Annotated in this window: 20 protein-coding genes; 4 read left to right on the top strand and 16 right to left on the bottom strand. The window is 54.6% G+C overall.

All coding sequences use genetic code 11. From position 1 onward, the window contains the following. Positions 1-68 precede the first annotated feature (68 nt). The 3 genes from GS12_RS08540 to GS12_RS08530 all read right to left on the bottom strand — a co-directional run bounded on the left by GS12_RS08540 (position 69) and on the right by GS12_RS08530 (position 1,972). Positions 69-554, bottom strand: coding sequence for an RES family NAD+ phosphorylase (locus GS12_RS08540; RefSeq protein ID WP_034911592.1), 486 nt, complete (start codon positions 552-554; stop codon positions 69-71). After that, positions 554-1,003 (bottom strand): type II RES/Xre toxin-antitoxin system antitoxin, encoded by a 450-nt coding sequence (parS, locus tag GS12_RS08535; RefSeq protein ID WP_034911593.1) that lies wholly within the window; start codon positions 1,001-1,003, stop codon positions 554-556. Before parS ends, GS12_RS08540 begins: the two co-directional genes overlap by 1 nt. A gap of 63 nt (positions 1,004-1,066) precedes the next feature. Beyond that, positions 1,067-1,972 (bottom strand): LysR substrate-binding domain-containing protein, encoded by a 906-nt coding sequence (locus GS12_RS08530; RefSeq protein ID WP_034945898.1) that lies wholly within the window; start codon positions 1,970-1,972, stop codon positions 1,067-1,069. Between the two features lie 99 nt (positions 1,973-2,071). Between GS12_RS08530 and GS12_RS08525 the strand changes: the two genes are divergently transcribed. Beyond that, positions 2,072-3,139, top strand: coding sequence for an SDR family oxidoreductase (locus GS12_RS08525; protein ID WP_034945895.1), 1,068 nt, complete (start codon positions 2,072-2,074; stop codon positions 3,137-3,139). 189 nt (positions 3,140-3,328) lie between these two features. Further along, positions 3,329-4,108: an L-threonylcarbamoyladenylate synthase gene (locus GS12_RS08520; RefSeq protein ID WP_034918734.1), complete on the top strand. Its 780-nt coding sequence runs from the start codon at positions 3,329-3,331 to the stop codon at positions 4,106-4,108. A 33-nt stretch (positions 4,109-4,141) separates the two neighbouring features. Here GS12_RS08520 and GS12_RS08515 read toward each other — a convergent pair whose 3' ends face one another. Then, positions 4,142-5,038: a LysR family transcriptional regulator gene (locus tag GS12_RS08515; RefSeq protein WP_034945892.1), complete on the bottom strand. Its 897-nt coding sequence runs from the start codon at positions 5,036-5,038 to the stop codon at positions 4,142-4,144. 279 nt (positions 5,039-5,317) lie between these two features. On the opposite strand from GS12_RS08515, the gene treF reads away from it, so the two are divergent. Next, complete coding sequence (treF, locus tag GS12_RS08510) at positions 5,318-7,027, top strand: alpha,alpha-trehalase TreF (protein ID WP_084089633.1); 1,710 nt, start codon at positions 5,318-5,320, stop codon at positions 7,025-7,027. A gap of 38 nt (positions 7,028-7,065) precedes the next feature. Here treF and GS12_RS08505 read toward each other — a convergent pair whose 3' ends face one another. From GS12_RS08505 to GS12_RS08475, 7 genes are all read right to left on the bottom strand, one after another. After that, positions 7,066-7,698, bottom strand: coding sequence for an aspartate/glutamate racemase family protein (locus tag GS12_RS08505; protein WP_034945889.1), 633 nt, complete (start codon positions 7,696-7,698; stop codon positions 7,066-7,068). Between the two features lie 11 nt (positions 7,699-7,709). After that, positions 7,710-8,402 carry a dipeptidase PepE gene (pepE, locus tag GS12_RS08500; protein ID WP_034945885.1) on the bottom strand — a complete coding sequence of 231 codons (693 nt, stop codon included), beginning with the start codon at positions 8,400-8,402 and terminating at the stop codon, positions 7,710-7,712. Between the two features lie 9 nt (positions 8,403-8,411). Beyond that, positions 8,412-9,092 (bottom strand): AroM family protein, encoded by a 681-nt coding sequence (locus GS12_RS08495; protein WP_034945883.1) that lies wholly within the window; start codon positions 9,090-9,092, stop codon positions 8,412-8,414. Positions 9,093-9,094: 2 nt separating this feature from the next. After that, a complete protein-coding gene (locus GS12_RS08490; protein ID WP_034945881.1) occupies positions 9,095-10,033 on the bottom strand; it encodes a DUF1177 domain-containing protein in 939 nt (312 codons plus the stop codon). 24 nt (positions 10,034-10,057) lie between these two features. After that, entirely contained in the window at positions 10,058-11,668 is a 1,611-nt protein-coding gene (locus GS12_RS08485) for an OPT/YSL family transporter (RefSeq protein ID WP_034918739.1), read from the bottom strand. A gap of 42 nt (positions 11,669-11,710) precedes the next feature. Continuing rightward, positions 11,711-12,475: an IclR family transcriptional regulator gene (locus GS12_RS08480; RefSeq protein ID WP_034945879.1), complete on the bottom strand. Its 765-nt coding sequence runs from the start codon at positions 12,473-12,475 to the stop codon at positions 11,711-11,713. 237 nt (positions 12,476-12,712) lie between these two features. Then, complete coding sequence (locus GS12_RS08475; protein ID WP_034945860.1) at positions 12,713-13,102, bottom strand: winged helix-turn-helix transcriptional regulator; 390 nt, start codon at positions 13,100-13,102, stop codon at positions 12,713-12,715. A gap of 102 nt (positions 13,103-13,204) precedes the next feature. Between GS12_RS08475 and GS12_RS08470 the strand changes: the two genes are divergently transcribed. Next, the gene (locus GS12_RS08470; protein WP_034945859.1) at positions 13,205-14,062 is read left to right on the top strand and encodes an SDR family oxidoreductase; all 858 of its coding nucleotides are present in this window, start codon (positions 13,205-13,207) and stop codon (positions 14,060-14,062) included. A 57-nt stretch (positions 14,063-14,119) separates the two neighbouring features. Here the strand turns inward: GS12_RS08470 and GS12_RS08465 are convergent, their stop codons facing one another. From GS12_RS08465 to GS12_RS08445, 5 genes are all read right to left on the bottom strand, one after another. Continuing rightward, complete coding sequence (locus GS12_RS08465; protein WP_152601385.1) at positions 14,120-14,380, bottom strand: hypothetical protein; 261 nt, start codon at positions 14,378-14,380, stop codon at positions 14,120-14,122. Between the two features lie 131 nt (positions 14,381-14,511). Continuing rightward, complete coding sequence (locus GS12_RS08460; protein WP_034918742.1) at positions 14,512-14,928, bottom strand: S24 family peptidase; 417 nt, start codon at positions 14,926-14,928, stop codon at positions 14,512-14,514. Positions 14,929-15,103: 175 nt separating this feature from the next. Continuing rightward, positions 15,104-15,550 (bottom strand): DcrB-related protein, encoded by a 447-nt coding sequence (locus GS12_RS22970; RefSeq protein ID WP_072016858.1) that lies wholly within the window; start codon positions 15,548-15,550, stop codon positions 15,104-15,106. A 21-nt stretch (positions 15,551-15,571) separates the two neighbouring features. Next, positions 15,572-16,606 carry a fimbrial protein gene (locus GS12_RS08450; RefSeq protein ID WP_084089627.1) on the bottom strand — a complete coding sequence of 345 codons (1,035 nt, stop codon included), beginning with the start codon at positions 16,604-16,606 and terminating at the stop codon, positions 15,572-15,574. Between the two features lie 19 nt (positions 16,607-16,625). Then, positions 16,626-19,205 carry a fimbria/pilus outer membrane usher protein gene (locus tag GS12_RS08445; RefSeq protein WP_072016856.1) on the bottom strand — a complete coding sequence of 860 codons (2,580 nt, stop codon included), beginning with the start codon at positions 19,203-19,205 and terminating at the stop codon, positions 16,626-16,628. Positions 19,206-19,218: the final 13 nt, after the last annotated feature.

The following is a 19,218-nucleotide window of genomic DNA, read 5'->3' as shown; positions in this document are numbered from 1 at the left end:
GCGCGCCAGGGAGGGCGTTTTTTACCTTTTTACGACCTTGCCTGATTCCCCGGGCAGGCGCGCTGTCGTCATTCTTTATCCTGTTGCAGCGCAAAACGCGGGTCGAAAAAGAAGGGTTCGACGGAGACCGTTGCCAGCGCCGCTGCCGCATCAGGATGAAGTGGATTGAACAGCGCGTTCCAGTCGCCGGTGATCGTACTCGGCACTTTTAACACCAGCCCTTGATCGCGACTGTTTAACCACTCATCGCCAATTGCCCTGGTTGAAAGCGGCGCGGGATCGTGCTGCCAGTCGGCAGGGAGCGCGTTCAAATCCAGTTCGGAAACCAGCTTCTCCGGCACCTTCAGCGACAGCATCGAATAGTGACCGGCCAGATCGCTGATGCGCAAATGCACCAGAAGCTCAAGCACACACAGCGAGCGGCTGGAAGCGAGGTAGACGCAGGAATGCCCAATTGAATTCCAGCGGCCGCCGTAGTTCAGTGCGCCAAAGCCGTTAAACGCGGTATCCGCATAAGCCGATTTCACCAGACGATAAAAAGACACCGTTGCCATCAGGTGATGACGCCGTGCTCGATCTGCCCTATCAGGTTGATCACGGCTTCAGCGCCCGGCGGCGTGGAGGTAAATTCAGCCGGCTTTTTGCCGCCCAGCCCTTTCGCCGGCGTATCAAGCCACTCGGCGGCGCGGGTCATATCGCCGTTAAACAGCTTACCGGCGGCAGAGAGCACGCGGATCATCATATACACTCTGCCGCTCTGCTCCGGCGAAAAGGCCTGTTCACTCTTCAGACGGCGGCTGTAGGTGTTGCGATCGATACCAGACATACGCAGCAGCGAGGACTCATCAAACGTCGACAGCGACGCCGTCTGGCGCAAAATCTGCGCGCTCAGCCCGCCGCTGATGCGGCTGTGCGCCTCCGGCAGCGTCTCAGGCAGATTCAGCGAGAGCAGCAGCGAGCCTTCGGCATGACGCCTGCCGGGTGTAAAAACGCTGAGCGACATAAAACCTCCTCGTGTTCATTTGATGTTTATTTTAGTTCAAATGAACAGATGCAACAAGCAGGATCAGGCGATTCGCAATGCTTCCAGGGTGTTCAGCAACGCATTAACTTTTGGCGTCAGTTGTTTCCTGCGCGGCCAGACCAGACACAGCGGCAGGCCGCTGACCGCCACCTCCGGCAGGATCTGCACCAGCTCGCCACGCTGGAGTTCTTTCTCGATCATCCAGGTGGCCATTTGCGCCACGCCAAGTCCGGCGGACACGGCCATCATTTGCGCCTCGCCGTCGCCCAGCGCCATGCGGTGCGAAACGTTACGCGTTACTGTGCGCCCATCCGGCAGCGGCAGCCGCCACGGACTGGCGCTGCCGTCCACGCGATCGTAAACAATGGCCCGGTGTTCATTCAGGGCGTCAAGATCCTGCGGCGTGCCGTGCTGTGCCAGATAGTGCGGCGCCGCGCAAAAAATCAGCTGCTCGTCGCCGAGATACCGCCAGGCCAGCGAAGGCGGATACGCCGTCGGGCCGCCGATGCGTATCGCAATATCCACGCCTTCTTCAAACACGTCCACAAAACGATCCGAGAAGGCAAGATTGAGCTGGATATCCGGGTTTTGCTGACAAAAAGGGGTAAGCAACGGCATCACGCGCATACGGCCAAAAGTATGAGGCACGGCGATGCGCAGCCTGCCGGACGGCATGGTGCGCTGCGCCGCCAGTACCGACTCCGCTTCCAGCAGCTCATTGAGCACCCGCGTGCAGGTTTCATAGAAGGCCTGGCCCGCGTCCGTCAGCGTCAGGCTGCGGGTAGTGCGTTCAAAAAGCAGTGAACCGAGCCGCGCCTCCAGCCGCGCAATGCTTTTACTGACGGCGGAAGGCGTCAGGTGCAGATACGCGGCGGCGGCGGTAAAGCTGCCGTGTTCAGCTGTGGCGACAAAGGGCGAAATGCCTTTCAAACGATCCTGACTCTGCATGATTAATGACTCTTTTTCACAAATTATGTGAATTTATACCTGAGATAAGACTTTTATTCTCTGCCAGACTGGGGCTGTTACTTGAAATGGAGAGAAATTATGCAACCACGCGCACTTATTGTTGGCGTCAGCGGCGTTATCGGCGCGGCGCTGGCAGAAAAACTCAACCACGACGGCTGGCAGGTATTCGGCCTTTCGCGCGGCCGCACCGCCGTGCCGGAAGGATGTCAGGCGCTGACGGCAGATTTAACCGATGCGGCGTCGGTCGCGTCGGCGCTCAACGAGGTGAAAGTCGATAAGGTCTTTTTCAGCGCCTGGGCGCGCCAGGAAAACGAAAAAGAGAATATTCGCGTCAATGGCGCCATGGTGCGTCATGTTATTGACGCGCTGGGCGACGGCCTGAAAGGCGGACACGTTGCGCTGGTCACCGGTCTGAAACACTATCTCGGCCCGTTTGACGCCTATGGTAAAGGCGAAGTGCCTGTGACGCCGTTTCGCGAAGAGCAGGGACGCCAGCCGGTAGACAACTTTTACTATGCCCAGGAAGACGAAGTCTTCGCCGGGGCAGAAAAGTATGGCTACAGCTGGAGCGTGCATCGTCCGCACACCATTATCGGCTTTGCGCTGGGTAATGCGATGAACATGGGGCAGACGCTGGCGGTCTATGCCCGCCTGTGCAAACAAACCGGGCAGCCGTTTGTGTTCCCTGGTTCAAAAGCGCAGTGGGAAGGCGTAACGGACATGACCGATGCGCGCGTGCTGGCGCAGCAGTTGGAATGGGCCGCGACCACGCCTTCCGCACAAAATCAGGATTACAATGTGGTTAACGGCGACGTTTTCCGCTGGAAATGGATGTGGGGCGAAATTGCCGACTACTTCGGCATCGAAGCCGCGCCGTTTCCGGACGAGGTACAGCCGCTGGAAGGGCGAATGGACGATGCGCCCGCGCAGTGGCAGAAGATTGCGCAGCAGTTCGGCCTGAAAGAGTCCGACATCAGCCGTCTGGTTTCATGGTGGCACACCGATGCCGATCTGGGGCGGCCGATGGAGGTCTTTACTGACATCAGCAAGAGCCGTAAAGCGGGCTTCACCGGCTACCAGTGCACCCGCGATGCCTTTATCGATCTTTTTGAACGGCTGAAAGCGGAAAAACTGATCCCCGCCTGATGCTCATCTGTTGCGCGGAACAGAAACGCGCAACAGTCAATTACTGTTTCTCATAAGAAACAATCAGGGTGGTTGTGCCACAACTGTTGTGTAATATTGCACTTGCGTTAGGATGGTCAGCAACAGGTTTCGCTGCGGCTGAACGCAACGACAACCGACTTTCCTTTTCTGAACCAGGCAGGTGCGATGATGAGCAACAAAACGATTCACTGGAACGGCGACTTGCAGCCGGAAGCGGTTAACATTCTCTCTGCTGATGGCGGCATGATCGTCTGTCCGACCAAGGTCGGCTATATCATCATGACCTCTGACGCTAAAGGGCTGGAGCGCAAGTTTGATGCCAAGCAGCGTAACCGCAACAAGCCGGGCGTGGTGCTGTGTGGCTCCCTGACGCAGCTGAAAGAGCTGGCGCAGTTGAATCCGGAAATTGAATCGCTTTATCAGCAGCACTGGGACAAAGACGTGCTGTTGGGCTGCATTCTGCCGTGGAAAGAAGAGGCCGTGGCGCGCATTCCGGACGACGGTTCAAAAGCGTTGATGATGGACGGCCGCCAGACCAGCTGCTTTGTGATCAAGTTTGGCATCCCCGGCGAAAAACTGGCGAAAGAGCTGTGGGAAAACCACGGTAAATTCGCGTTTGCCAGCTCGGCCAACCCGTCAGGCAAGGGCAACCGTGGCCTGGTGGAAGGCATCGGCGAGCGTATCGAATCGCAGGCCGACCTGATTATTGAAGCCAATGACTACGTGAAATCTATTCAGCCGAACGAAACTGATAAAACCCGCTACGAGCAGGGCGTAATGGTGGCGATGGTGGATGAGAGCGGCAAACTGGTGCCGGAGCAGAAAGGCGAGCGCAATATCACGCCTTGTCCGGTGCTGATCCGCAAAGGGCTGGATGTCGATAAAATTATGTCGATGCTGTCTGACACCTTTACCACCTGGGATTACCGTCACGGTAACTACTACTGATACTGTTTGCCGGGCGGTATTCTTGCCGCCCGCTTAATCCTGCCGTACCGCTCGCTGAAGCGCCTCGATAAACAACCGCACTCGCGGCGAAATGTAGCTTTCGTGCTTATATAGCATCCACGATTTATAGATATCCATTTCCCATTCCGGTAGCACTCTGCTCAACGCGCCCGTTTTTACCGCCTCCTGCGCCACATAGTCAGGAAGATAGGCGATACCGGTCTGCGCCACGGCGGAATTTACCAGCGCCATGCTGTTGTTGGCGCGAAAGCGGCTGCGAACGTCAATATTTCGCCGCTGTTTATCGCGACGAAAAGGTAAAGAGAGGGTATGAGCCGGCCCGCGAAACAGAATAAAATCATGACGCGTTAACTCTTCCGGCCTGCCGATGGTCGGGAAGCGCGCAAGGTAGTCAGGGGCGGCGTACAGGCCCCAGCTGATATCCACCAGCGGCTTATAGTGGTCATGTTCAGGCAGATCGCGGCGGATAACAATCGCCACGTCCACGTTGTCTTCCAGCAGATTGACCGGGCGATCGGTAAGATCCAAATCCACGCTGACGTGCAGGTTGGCGCTGACGAACTGGTTGAGTACCGGCACAATACACTGACAGCCAAAGGTGACGGGCGCCACCACGCGCAGGCTGCCGGTAGGCTCCTCGTGATATTGACGGATGAACAGATCGGCGCTTTTGACCTCGCTGAGAATGCGCGCACAGTACTGATACCAGGTCATGCCGACCCCGGTCACCTCTGTACGGCGGGTGGTGCGCTGAAGCAGTTTTGCGCCAAGCCGGATTTCCAACGCGGCGATCTCCTTGCTGACTGCCGATTTGGAGAGGCCCAGCGCCTTTGCCGCGTCGGTGAAGCTGCGCGTTTCCACCACCTTTGCGAAAACAACCATCGCGTGCAGGTTTTCAACATCGCTCATGATTGCCGCATTTCCTCAGTGTGTGCGAAGCGTCTGGCTTAATCTTAATGAGCGCGGCAGGCTAAGTAAATGTTGATGATAAATAATAAAGAGAATTATTCGTAACGGGAATGCTCTGAATATTATTTTAAATAAACGTCAAGCAAGCTTTACAAAATGAACGTTAAGTCAAATATATCCCCAAAATAGTGCGCGCAAACGGTTGTATTTATTTTTTGAAATATCCTTTTATGGGTGGAAATAACAGGGCGGGTTGCGTTGTATTATGTGCGTATTATAATGACCGGCTTCTTTAAACAGCACACAACGCACTGTCGATTCAGATTGGCATCAGGAGGCTTTATCACTTTTAATCAAAACGACCTGATTGTTGACCCAAATCACACTGAATTTGAAACCTGGTATCACGACTATGAGTCTGGCCCGGAAGCCGCGGTCGAGCCGCAGCCGGAGACGATTCGCGGCCTGCCCGCATCGGATATTCTGACGCCCTCAGACCGTTATCAGGATCTGTTTGAAGCGGTGCAAATGTCGCAAATATTTAGCGACAGCAAAACGTTTGCAGACTGCGCGCCAAAAGCAGAGCCGGAACGCATTCTTTATCGCTATTATATTCAGCGCGAGCGTGAAGATTTTAATTTATTGACCTTTGTGCTGGAGAATTTTGAGCTGCCGCGTGTGCACGACAGCCGCTATGTTTCCGATCCGGCAAAAAGTATGGAACAGCATATTGATTCTCTCTGGCCGGTATTAACACGCCAGCCGGAAAAGCATTCGGAATTCTCTTCGCTGCTGCCGCTACCGGAGCCTTACGTGGTGCCGGGCGGCCGGTTTGGCGAAACCTACTACTGGGATTCCTACTTCAGCATGCTGGGTTTTGCCGCCAGCGGCCGTCACGATCTGCTGGCCAACATGGCGGACAACTTTGCGTGGATGATCGACACCTACGGGCACATCCCGAACGGCAACCGCACCTATTATCTGAGCCGTTCGCAGCCGCCGGTGTTCGCCATGATGGTCGAGCTGTTTGAAAAAGATGGCGTTGATAAAGCACAGCGCTATTTAAAGCAGCTCAAAAGCGAATATGCTTTCTGGATGGACGGCACCGACGCGCTGACGCCGAATGAAGCTTACCGTCACGTGGTGATGATGGCCGATGGTGAAGTGCTCAACCGTTACTGGGACGATCGCGATACGCCGCGTGACGAGGCGTGGATAGAGGATGTGGAAACCGCGCGCAATTCGGCGCGTCCGTCCAGCGAAGTCTATCGCGATCTGCGTGCGGGCGCGGCGTCCGGTTGGGACTTCTCCTCGCGCTGGCTGAGCGAGCCGGGTCGGCTGGAGAGCATTCAGACCACCAGCATTGTGCCGATCGATCTGAACGCGTTTCTCTACAAGCTGGAAATGACCATTGCCCGGCTTTCTGAAAACGCTCACGATCATGATGCGGCCGGGCTGTATCGTGAAAAAGCGACTCGCCGCCGCGCCGCAGTGGATAAATACCTGTGGGATGTCCAGGCGGGTCTTTATCGTGACTATAACTGGCGCGAGCGGGAGAAGGGCGCGTTCTCGGCCGCCTCGGTTGCGCCGCTGTATGTTGAAATGGCGAGCGAAAGCCAGGCCAGCCAGACGGCGGATGCGATTCGTGCGCATTTACTGGCGCCAGGCGGCATACTTTGCACGGTGGAAGAGACCGGCGAGCAGTGGGATCGTCCAAACGGCTGGGCACCGATGCAGTGGATGGCGATTCAGGGCTTTAACCAGTACGGTGAAGAGCTGCTGGCAAAAGAGATTGCCACGCGCTGGCTTCAGGTGGTGGGCGCAACCTATCATCGGCACCACAAAATGGTGGAGAAGTATAACGTGGCCGGACGCGGGCCGGTGCTGGCGGGCGGCGGTGAATATCCGCTTCAGGACGGCTTCGGCTGGACTAACGGCGTCACGCGTCGCCTGTTGGCGATGTACCCTGACGCCGCGCCGACCAGGTAAAAATTAAGGCCTTCCTGTGAAGGCCTTTTTTTATGCCGTTAACGCGGCGCAAGCTGGCTGATAAACAACCCCGCTGCGCCGACGGCATCAATCGCGATTTTCCCCAGCTCCTGGTTGATCGTCTCCGCCAGCGCGATGGTGGAGAAGCCGGTACAGGAGAACGCGATCACCTCGGCGCCCTCACGGTAAAGCGCGTCGGCGCAGGCCAGCGACGCCTCGCGGCCCTGAGGCGTCAGCAGATCGGTAGTGTTCAGCACGCCTTCAGGCCGTGCATAACGCACCGTTTCGCCCAGCAGCGTTCTGAACGGCGCTGGCGCATCGGCGCCGATGCCCATCACCGCTACCGGGCGCTTCAGCACCGCCGCCAGGCTGGCCGACGCGCTTCCCGCACTGACTACCGGGATCGCGACCGCCTGACGCAACTCGCGCAGGCCGGGATCGGCGGCGCAGCTGAGAAACAGCGCGCGGCATCCCTCTACTTTCAACGCGCGGCCCAGCGCCACGATCTTTGGCACCGCTACGGCTTCGCTCTGCGCATCAAAGATGCCGCGCGGTTGGTCGTCAATACAGCGGCTGACCGACGCAATCCCCCACGCCGCAGCGATCAGCCTGCCGTGCTCGTTGACGAACTCCGGATCGCTGTGCGTCAGCACCCGAATAATTCCCAGCATGGTGCCTCCTGTTAACTCAGTTGATGGCCCGAAGGCAGGCTGATGGCTTCGCTGTTGGCTTTAAACAGCAGCGTGGGATGCGGCCCACCGGTGCGCGCGCCGTCGTCTGTCACCTCAATCCAGTTACCTTCCGGCAGGCCGATAATCTCCAGCTCGGGCGACACCGCCAGTAGTTCGCGAATTCGCTGCTCGCGCGTTTCGCCCTGATGCCCGGCAGGCAGCGCGTTGGTAAAGTGCGGATTGATTTGCAGCGGAAAAAGATTGAGCGCGTCCAGTCCGACCGGATCGACAATCGGCATATCGTTGGTGGTGCGAATGGTCGGGCAGGCAAGGTTAGCGCCCGCGCTCCAGCCAACGTAGAGTGCGCCTCTTTTTACCGCGCTGGCAATCGGGCCGAGCAGTCCCTGCTCGCGGCAGGTTTTCAGCAGGTTAAAGGTATTGCCGCCGCCCACGATAATCACCTCCGCCTGCGCAATGGCCGACGGCGCGTCGTCCAGCGTATGCACGCCGGTGATGTCGAGGTTTAACCCGGACAGCGCCTGGCGCACTTTATCGGTATACGCATCCCGGCTCTGGGTCACGCCCGCGAAGGGAATAAAAATGGCCGAGCGACGCTGTGCGAGATGCTGGCGAATAACCGGCACCGCATGTTCCAGGTAAGCTGCGCCGGGCGACGCGGAGTTGCTCAGTAGCAGTAAGTTCATGGTGTCTCCTCAGAGCATATTACGCAGCAGATCGGCCAGCAGCTGGTTTGACAGCACCACCGGCAGTTCAACGTGCTGGCTACAGATTTCCCGATGCCAGCCGGTATAGCCCATACAGTCGGTGAGGATGATCTCCGCACCCTGGGCTTCCAGCGAGCGAGCGGCGTCGGCGATCTGCTGTTCGGTAGCGGTATAAGGCGACGCGACGGCGAAAACCGGCGCGACCGCCGCGCCTTTCCACTTGGTCAACTCGCTGGCGATCTGCGACTCCAGCGGCACCAGGATCCCGGCGCGGCGGTTGCCGACCAGCGCGTTCAGCGTCGGCGGCAGGATACGATCCGGTTCAATCAGCCAGGCGCCGTCGCAGTTGAGGCCGTGAAACTCGCCGGTACAGAGCAGAGCGATAATCTGGCAGCCCTCGGCTGCCAGCCAGTCAATCTTCTTCTGCACCGCGGCGCCCACGGCGGGTTTCCCCATCACGACCGCACTGCCGTTGAGCAGGCGCGACGTCAGCACGCCGTGGCCCTGCTGTACCGGAAACCGTGCGGCAATCTCTTCCTCGCTCAGGCCATCCAGTACGCCGGCGTGAACGCAGGTGACATGCTCAGGCAGCGCCGCCTCAAGGATTGGGGTGATATCGCTGCGCGGCGCCTGGCCGATGGTCAGCGTGCCTATTTTGCTTACGGACATTTTCATGCCTCCGGCTGACGTTTTTGCAGGTGTGCCAGCGAACCGTACAGATCAAGCAGGCGCTGATACTCCTCTGTGTTATAGAACTGACAGGTGCCGCGGGTAAACTCTTTTGCCACTTCCACGGCGAATTTGGTGGCCAGCGCGATATCCACTTCGTGGCTGGCGCCCGTGCCGCAGCCCGGCACGGCGCTGACGGCGGTGATCGCCACGCCGACGACCGGCGCGCGGGTGGCAATCGACGGTTGCAGAATGCTGTTCAGGTGATAAACGCCGTTGCCGTAAGGCGTGATGTCCTGGGTAGTGATGGGGAAGGTGACCGGCAACTGCCCGGTCGTCATCTCCATCACCCGCAGCAGATCTTCCGATACGCGCAGGATGTAGCCTTCTTTTACCGTGGGCGAAATCGCAAAGCCTTTGTGATTGATAATCCGGTTGCCTTTGGTGGTGTCAATCGACAGCACCGCATCCATCTCATCCGACACTTCCTGCTCGTTCATGTCTTCTGTTTCTACCGGCGAATCCATGAAATCAACCGGATCATGCGGACGCGTTGGCGCATCCGGGCAGATATGCGTGGTGACAATGACGTCGCCCGGCAGGCTGTCGCCCTGGCGCTGCATTTCCGCCAGCTTCAGCGCGCTGGCAACCGCCGCGACCGCGCCGTCGGCGTCCGACACCAGCCCGATGCGTCCGGGGCGCGCGCCGATACCGCCGAGGCGCCCGACGATGCCGAGAGTGGGCGTTGTGCCGCCCTGACGCTTGCCTGCGGTGCCGGGGATCATAATTTTGACGAAGTCGGTTTTGCCTTTCGGGCCGCGGACTTCCTTAACGGTAACCTCAACGCCAGCATAGCCTGCCAGCAGTGATCTGACCTTTTCACCGCTGGCGGTGGCGCTGTCCAGCAATTCGAATACCTGCAAAGTCTGTTGTAAGCTCATGATTTTCCCTTAAAGTTGGCGTGGTTATTTCTTGCCGCCGGGCAAAATTGAATTAAAGAAGCTGAACAGGGCGTCGCCTGCGATCAGGCCTGCGGCGAGCACCTCCATATTATTACGGGCGGCTTCGCCGCCGCGACGTATCCAGATGTAGCGAATAAGAATACCGAACAGCACCGCCCAGCCTGCCAGCGGATTGTTAATCAACAGGCCGGTGGCGAGCAGTACGCCCATCTGACGACCCGGACCGCCGATGAACTGGATCAACGCGCCGGGGATCGCCCAAATCAGCAAGGATTTGGCGATATCCATCGATACGCCGGCGTTGATCGCCGCCACATAAACCTTCGCGACCGGCGGCACCAGCCCCTGCGAAAAGTAGTCGCGGAAAATGAACAGCACGACCGGGATCGCCACCACAAAGGCCAGCATCGCCGCCAGAAGCTGCTGGCGGCGGCCGCTGACTTCAAGGCGGGTGAATTCCCCTTTACCACGCAATATCCAGCCCGCTTTGAGATCGTAACCCATGTCGGCAAAGGCCGGGCCGGTGGCGGCGGAGAAGCCGCACAGCATCGCCAGCGCTTCCGGCGGGAAGCCAATCAGAATACCCACCAGCAGGGTAATCAGTGCCACGGCGAACGCCGGGAACCAGCCTGAATGCATCGCGGCCAGTCCGACGATCATCTGATGCAGGAAGGCGGCAAAAGCGGCGTAGACCATAAAGGCCAGCAGCCACGGTAGCGTCAGGTGCGCATAAAGGCCGCTGCTCAACGCAATCAAAACGGAGATGGCAACAAAACCCAGCGCGCCAAGGCGCAGCGTCTTACCGATTTGCGTGCTCTGGTTTTCCGGTAGCGTGCTGTCGTGCTGCGTGGCGGTTGTCCCCTCCTCATTACTGGTGCGGATCAGCCTGATTATCTGGAAAAGCGCGACCACGCCTGCGCCCGCCATCATGCCGTGAGGAATATAGAGCTGGTTGATATCAATGCCGAAAACCGGCTGCGAGTAGCCCCGCAGCAGGAAACCGATGCCCAGCATTCCCAGCGCCCAGATATTGCCGATAAACGCCGTACCCAGCGCGGCCATTGGAAATTTAAAAAAGGAACCGATTGCGCCAATCACAATACCCATGCCCAGCAGCGCTGCTTGCTTTCCTCCCCGATCGCCGGCCTTAATGGATTCTGCTGCGGCCACGCCCGGCGGCCACGCGCCTTCCGCCGGGAAAATGCGCGTGTTGAACAGGCGGTAAAGCATGTAGCCGTCCAGCAGCATCGCCAGCGACACGCCAATAAACATGGGCATTACCATGTCCTGACGGCCAAACAGCCACGGAATGGCAATGGGCAGCAGCAGCGAATTGGCCGCGCCAAAGGTGGCCGCCGACGTGGCGCTTTGCGCAAGATTCTGGATATGTATTGAGCGAAAGCGCGCGAACGATTGCAGCGGGATACGGGCGATGATCATCGCCACCATCGCGCCGATAATCGAGGTGTTCGGCGTCACGCCAAGCGTGGTGAGAAGCTGCACGCCGATAATAGCGCCGAACACGCTGAGCGCGAGCAGCAGCAGCAGCGTAGCGGGTTCGAAGACGCGGGGATGCTCTGTGACATCCTGCCGCGGTGTTTCTGAAGGCGCAATTTTACTCAAGGTCATTCTCCTGGTATTGGCAATGAAACAACATTAAGGCTGGTGTGTTACCCGCGTGTCACCCGTCTTCAGGGCAATGTTCAGGGCGGTTTCTTTTAACAGGGCAGCAATGCGCTGTAGCTCTTCTGGCGTTGCCAGCGCTTGCGGAAAAGAGAGACAAAAAGCCACGGCTTCGAAGGTGGTGGGATCGCCAATCGCGCAGCTTACCGAGGCGGTATCAGAGACGGATTCATTGATGGCCGTGGCATAACCGCTGTCCCGGCAGCGTTCTACCGCAGCGTACAGGCTGGCGATATTGTGCGACGTGCCGCCGATCTGCGTCGCTATCAGCGGCGAGGCAAAAAAGGCGTCAAGCTGCGCATGATTGAAACGGGCCAGCAACGCGCGGCCGGTGGAGGTTCCCCACGCAGGAGAACGCGAGCCGGGCCAGGTGACGGCGGGCAGCGAGTGACGGCCGTGGATCACCCGCAGCACCAGGATCTCCTGGTTATCCAGCATGGAAATGTAGCCGGTATAGCCAGTCTGTTCGCACAGAGAGCGTAGCGCATTGTCCACCAGCTCATTCAGTGGCGCCTGACGGTTGGCCAGGTGCGATGCGGACAGAAGCAGCGGGCCGGGCAGAAACAGGCCTCTGGCTGCGTCCTTTTCCACATAGCCGTAAGATTCGAGCTGGTTCATCACCCGCGAAGCCGTACTTTTCGGCATCTCCAGATGCTGGATCACATCGCTGATTTTGATGCCGCCTTGCAGCGTCACCATCAGCTTCAGAATATTGGCCGTCGTTTCAAGAATCGACATTGGAAAGTCTCATAAAATGGGATTGCGTACCATTTTATGAGTTGCAAAGAAGATGCCAACGTTCAGTGGTTGTAAAATCAGCGCTGGTGATGATTTATTGCGCGGCTTGCACTATAAATGAGCGCCAGAAGGGTGCAGGCGATCGATCTTGGTGCAGGCAAGGCCGTGGAGTAAGGTGAGAAAGTAAAAAGCACCGTTGCCGGAGGCGTATGAAATGTCACATCCGGCAGGCGCGTATCACGTTGATGTGTGACGACGCTTATCCAGAATATGGTGCAGGTTGGTTTCTATCCAGTCAGTAAGACCTACCACCTGTCCGCGTACGTCTGCGCCGAGCGGTGACAGGTGATATTCCACATGCGGCGGCACCACGTCCAGCGCGGTACGTTCGACAAAACCATCCTCTTCCATATATCGCAGCGTCTGTGCCAGCATTCTCTCGCTGATGCCGCCGATGTGACGCCTTAACTCGCTAAAGCGCAGCGTATTGTCCTCAAGCGCAACCAGCACCAGCAGGCTCCAGCGGCTGGTAAGCCGCCGCAATATCTCGCGGGAGGGGCAGTTGGCGTCAAGAAGCTCACCGCGACGAAATTTTTCGTCAGGCAGGCAGTCAGAATCTTTTTTCATACTAACATTCCTGTGCGTACTTACTTTTCGTTAGTATATGGCTTAGCATCCTTTTCTGAAAGCAGAAAACGTATCCCTTATTTGAAAAACAGGAGTGGACAAATGATTGCTGTAACGGGCGCAACGGGCCAGCTTGGCCGCTTAGTGATTGAAGAGCTGTTGAAACATATCCCTGCGGCGGAAATCATTGCCGCCGTACGTTCGCCGGAGAAGGCCCGCGATTTGGCCGCGACTGGCGTGCAGGTGCGTGAGGCAGATTATTCACGTCCCGAAACGCTGCCGGCTGCGTTTCGTGGTGCTGAAAAAGTGCTGCTGATCTCATCCAGCGAAGCGGGAGCGCGTGTGCCGCAGCATCAGGCGGTAATCGACGCGGCGAAAGCGGCAGGGGTGCAGCTACTGGCCTATACCAGCCTGCTTCATGCCGATACCACGCCGCTCGGGCTGGGTGGTGAACATCGTGCTACTGAAAAAGCATTGAAAGAATCCGGCGTGCCTTTCGCTATTTTGCGCAATGGCTGGTACACCGAAAACTATGCGGCGAGCATCGCGCCGGCTGTCGCACACGGTGCATTTATTGGTGCTGCCGGTGATGGGAAAATCGCGTCCGCCAGCCGTGTGGATTACGCCCGCGCGGCGGTAGCGGTGCTTATTGGCCGTGACGTGGCAAACAAAACCTTTGAGCTGGCAGGTGACGACGCTTACACGCTGGCAGAATTTACCGCAGAGATTGCCCGTCAGAGCAATAAAGAGATCAATTATGTCAATCTGCCTGCGGCAGAGTTTGCCGTCGCGCTGAAGGGCGCTGGCCTGCCTGATGGCCTGGCCGATCTTCTGGCGGATTCGGACGCTGGCGCAGCGAAGGGCGCGCTGTTTGATGACAGCCGGACGCTGAGCAAACTGATCGCACAGCCTACTGTCTCGTGGCAGGACTTTATCAAAACGTTTATTAAAGCGGCATAACGCCAGGCCGCTCTGTGAAGGATCAGGATGCAGGCGGAACCCGCCGCATTCTGATTTTTAAGCACAGGAAGCAGGATGAGCGGGGATAACCTCGCGGATCGCAACGCCAATAATCGTCACCTCATCCAGCAAATTACCTTCAAGCGTGTGCCCGCTGCCGGTGACGAGCCGCTCCGGGCTACGATAAACCTGCGCCCAGTCATATCGCCCTGACAGTTCGAAAAGCACCTTACTGCCCGCTATTGCAGGACGGTAGCGATCGATAATGCAATAGACGCCATTACAGGCCGCCAGATAACAGTCATGGTTGGTCGTCACGATGTCCTTGAGTTTACAAAAAAGAAAAGTCAGCTCCCGTCGGGCCGGATGATTAAAATTCTCTGGTAAATCGGGAAGATGCTCGCTGTCACGGGATTGAAAAGACGAGTTATTCTGCACTGGCGCGGCCCTCATTGTTCCATTGCTTTAATGGTGAACGTAACAACGCCGAAAATATCCGGCTCGGCGTCGATGGCTATAGTTTTTTGATCAACACGCAGGTCGACAAACTGAACGCTGGGGTTGAGCTGAAGTTTTCTCACCGCGAACTCACCCTCGATCGCAACAATCACCATATCGCCATGACCTGCGGTTAGCGCGCTGTCAACGACTAACAGATCGCCATCATCAATGCCGGCTTCTTTCATTGACTCTCCACAGACACGAATAAACCAGGTGGTTTCAGGCCGCCGGACGAGCAACTCGCTGAGATCGAGATGCTGCTCGATATCCCCGCAGGCCGGAAGGGGCGAGCCACACGGGACTCGCTCCAGGTAAAGAGGCAGATGGAAAAGGGCATGCAGCTCAGTCGGTCGTAAAAAATTCATCATAAACTCTCATGATTTACTGTATATAAACACAGTATTACCATTTGAGTTAATCGACAAGCGTTAGCGGGTTTTTTTTGAATAATATGACGGGTTCAAAGGAGCGCGTAGATGAGATCGGTGATGGTCGTATTCAGCCATTTCATGTTGAAATGGCTGAATTTATTTATCGGTTTCAGGCTTGATGCAGGCTAAAACGGGTTGCGCTCTCAATAATTTTTTCACGCATGATATTGTGATGGATTTCAGTCTGGCAGACAGAACCAAAAAGCATGACATGCCCGTTGTTGTTTGCGGGCGTAGCGAGAAACGTGTATTGCCAGGTCTTTGTTCCATTGCCTGCATGTGTGAAAGCCAGTGCTATACCTTCGCTGAATACCGGGTTTTCAACCGGGTTTTCTGTTTTCAGTTCGGTAAAGTGTTGCAGGCCAGACTGTAATTTTTGCTTTTGTACAGCCAGGTAATCAGAAAAAGTGCTGCCATGTGGAATGGTATCACGGGTTACCGTGATACTGCTTCCATCAGGAAAGACGATAATATTCATCGTATGGACTGCCGCGCCTGAAGGTACTGCAATCAAGCCTTCAGGACAAATAACTGTGTGTAGATCTAAACTGGACATTAATGACTCCATTAATAATTATTATTCATAGCTTATTGTATAAACGAGGATGGATTGATATTCACCCGCCGTTTGTTCTTTTTGCAGTGCATAGTAGGCTGCCCGCAATGGAACCCAAATAGTGCTCAGGCCCAATCCAAATTCGGATACTTTAAATTTACTGTTAACTTCAACAGGTGACCAGGTATTACCTTGTTTATGAAAAATCTGTACGGCAATTTGTGTCGAAATTTCACCGGTTTCTTTATTTTTGAAAGAGAATACACCTTCTTTTTCCAGTCCGGCAATGTTTGCGCCTGATAAAGACATGTGGATGCCCATATTACTCCACAAGTTTGAGTTACATGTTAATCCTACTTCAAAATCAGTATTATGATTTGGAATTGATCCCACGCCGGTAATATTACTGGAACTGATAGCTGGCAGCATAATTCTGTAGTTTCCACCATTAAACACCTCACAGGTTTGCGTGGTAAAAACGAGTTTCTTTGTATTTCTCAAATAGAAAATCTGCGAGCCGCTGCCTTCAGAACCGATACTAAAGAGTGCAACATCATTTCTTGTCGGGTTGAGCGAGACATTTTCTCCTGTTTTGACAACCTCAACAATAATGGATGCCTCAAACTGAAGGTAATTATCTGTATTGATCGATGTACCCAGATAAGGGACTTCCGTAGACAAACCTGTTTTTATTCGACGATTGGTGTAGTTACGATCCCCATTGACGGTAACAAAAACGGTCAGCCCACTTTGAGAACCTAATATATTAGAGATGTTATAGGTGTTGATATAGACATCTTCAGGCCCTTTCGCGATATCATTACCGATTTTCTTGGCGCACCATATTGATATAGGAAGATTGTTAGTATAAATAACAGAACCTATTGGCATACTCGTTGGGACTTCGTTCGGTACTTTACTAAAGTCCAGACCTGTCGTATCCGAGCGACTGCTATTAAAATCACAAATTAATTCAGCGCGCACAAACGAGCTTACTGCGATTAACAGGACGAACAGACAGTATTTACTCGCTTTCGTTAACGTATTAATATTCATCGTATTATACTCAGTCCTGTTACTGGCTGGATGATAGCGTTGTCGCCAGGCTGGCTACAGCAGAAGACGTATCGGAAACGCCGCCAGGGGTTTGGGGCTGACAAACGCGATTGAGTCGCTCAAATTTTCGCGATTTATTATCAACCGGTTTATCGCTGATGCTGACTTCAAATCCGCATGTTTGCTGTTTTTCCTCACCCCAACGAACGGATAAATAATCGCTGGTATTATCCAGTCGGACATAGATCTGACCGCCCTGAGCCACAATACCCGCCTCTTCACCATTGCGTTTTTTAACCGTCGCGCCAAAAGGAAGAGCGTTACCATCAGGTAGTTGCGCCCTGATCAATAACATCCGGCCATGGCGCGTTGGATAATCTATTTTCACGATTGCGCCGTGGTAAGGAGCGACCTGCTGAATACTGTTTTCTATTTCTACGTCGTACGACAGGCCTTTAGGATTGAGACTGACCTGATTAAGACGATAAGGGTTCAGGTACGGCACTATTGCGTGGCCTTTGTGGTCGAGAACAATGCCTGAATAACCATCAATGGTGGCGCCGGCAGCATGTTCCGCAGAGACAACCGCCATTGTATCCAGGTTGTTATACGGGCTGAGCACGATACCTTCAGAGAAACCTACCACGCTGCCGCTTAACCCACCTGAAAACGCGTAATAACTTTTGCCGCGTGAATAGCTTCCGCTCATCGTTGTTTGAGGACGAGTCCAGGTGCCGCTGAGATCGGTGGAGTAGTTATTATTAACGTCTTTACTGATCGACGAACCATAGGTTAACTGATCCCGGTCGCCTGCAATGCCGCTAATGCCAATCTGGCTATTTGAGCCTTCTTTATTAAATGTTGTATAACTGTGTACGCTGGCATTTTTTCCCAATGGAAAAGATAAATTGAGCATGTACTGCGTTTCTGCTCCGGCAAGGGTGATGTTCTTATTTACCGCCAATCCATAACTCAACATTTTATAACTGTTATTATAACCAAACTGATATTGCGTATTGGTCTGGCTTTTGTTCCAGTAGTTTTCCCTGAATCCACTAATATAAAACTGACCCAGCTCGTCACTGAGTAACTGACTGACGGTCAGAGAATAGCGGTTTTTTGGTCGATTCAGGTTATTGAAGCTCATCGTTTCATTATCGCTGTCAAGATGATCTTTCAGATACACTGAATTGTATAAATCAACATAACCCGATGACGAGAAACGATAAGCGGCCAGTGAAATACTACTACTGGTAGCTGAAATAAATTTGCTGTAGCTGGCCCTGATGCTGGCACCGTTTTTGTTTTCATCTTTATAGCGAAAGTTAGCGCTGGTGACGTCAAATGAAAATGCGCCGACGGGGGTTCCTATGGCTGAACCTATCACGGCGGATCTCCAGTTTTCGGTACCGGTAAGCCCCGTATAAACGGTTAACAGGTTATTCAGTCCACGTTTATATGTCATCTGAGCCACCCACGGCGCAGAACTCACGTTCAAATTACGCAGTTTGCCTGCAATTACGCTATAATTACTTAATCCCGGACGTAATAAATGCGCCAGCGAGGAATAGGGCACGGCAAAAGTTGAGACGCTGCCATCCGCCTCAGTGACTTCAACATCTAAATCACCGCCATAGCCTGTCGGATAAAGATCGTTAATAATGAATTCACCCGCAGGCACGGTGGTTTCATAAATAACGTTGCCACGCTGCCTGACAGTGACACGCGCGTTGGTCCTGGCAATACCTCTTATGGTGGGCGCATAACCCCGCATTGAGTCTGGTAACATTTGATCTGCTGTGGCCAGTTGCAAACCACGGAAAGAAAAACTGTCAAATATTTCGCCTGACGTATTTGCGTCGCCTAATAGCAGGCGTGAACTAATGGGCGTAATATCGCGCTGAAGCGTAGTGCTGAACACGTTGTATTCACGATCGCGATGTTCATTCCAGCGAAAAGATCCTGCATGGCGTAAGAACCACGGCCCCAGATTTAAACCTGCCCGAATGTCACCATAAAAAGATCGATTAACCTCATTGCCGTTGTGCTGCTCAAAAAAGCTGGTGGTGTAGTTGGTAAAAGCGCCATTTACGCCATGTGACCACAAAGCAGGCGAAACATATCCTCTGGCTTGTCGCTCCAGATAGGCCTGAGGAATAGAGAAATCCAGGCGCATATCGGCCAGGTTAAGTTTTGCTTCAGATTGCGGGATCAAATCATGCATGGCCGAACAGCTATTCTCGTCGGCAGAGAGCATTTTGCCCTCGTCCACAAGCTTCTGCTGCTTAATTTTGATCAATTCAAGAAGGTGATTGTCAATACATATAACGGAAATATTGCCCACTTCCCGTACCACAACCTTATTTCGCCCCGTAAATCGACCGTTAATATAAATGTCGGGATCATAGACGCCGGGATAAAGCTTATAAGCACCGTTAAACCTGGATATATCCACGTTCGTACCCGTCATGGTACTAATAAAATCTGGATTAAATTGCACCTCAGAATACGCGGGGCGATGTTGGAAAAAAGACATTAATATGACAGAGCTGACAAATAATGCAATTTTTGAGTTATTAATGCTATAGGTTTTCTTCATAGACATCATCCCT

Source organism: Erwinia oleae, from assembly GCF_000770305.1.
GTDB lineage: Bacteria > Pseudomonadota > Gammaproteobacteria > Enterobacterales > Enterobacteriaceae > Erwinia > Erwinia oleae.
Note: the sequence above shows the minus strand (reverse complement) of the source record. Positions and strands in the feature narration are given on the sequence as shown.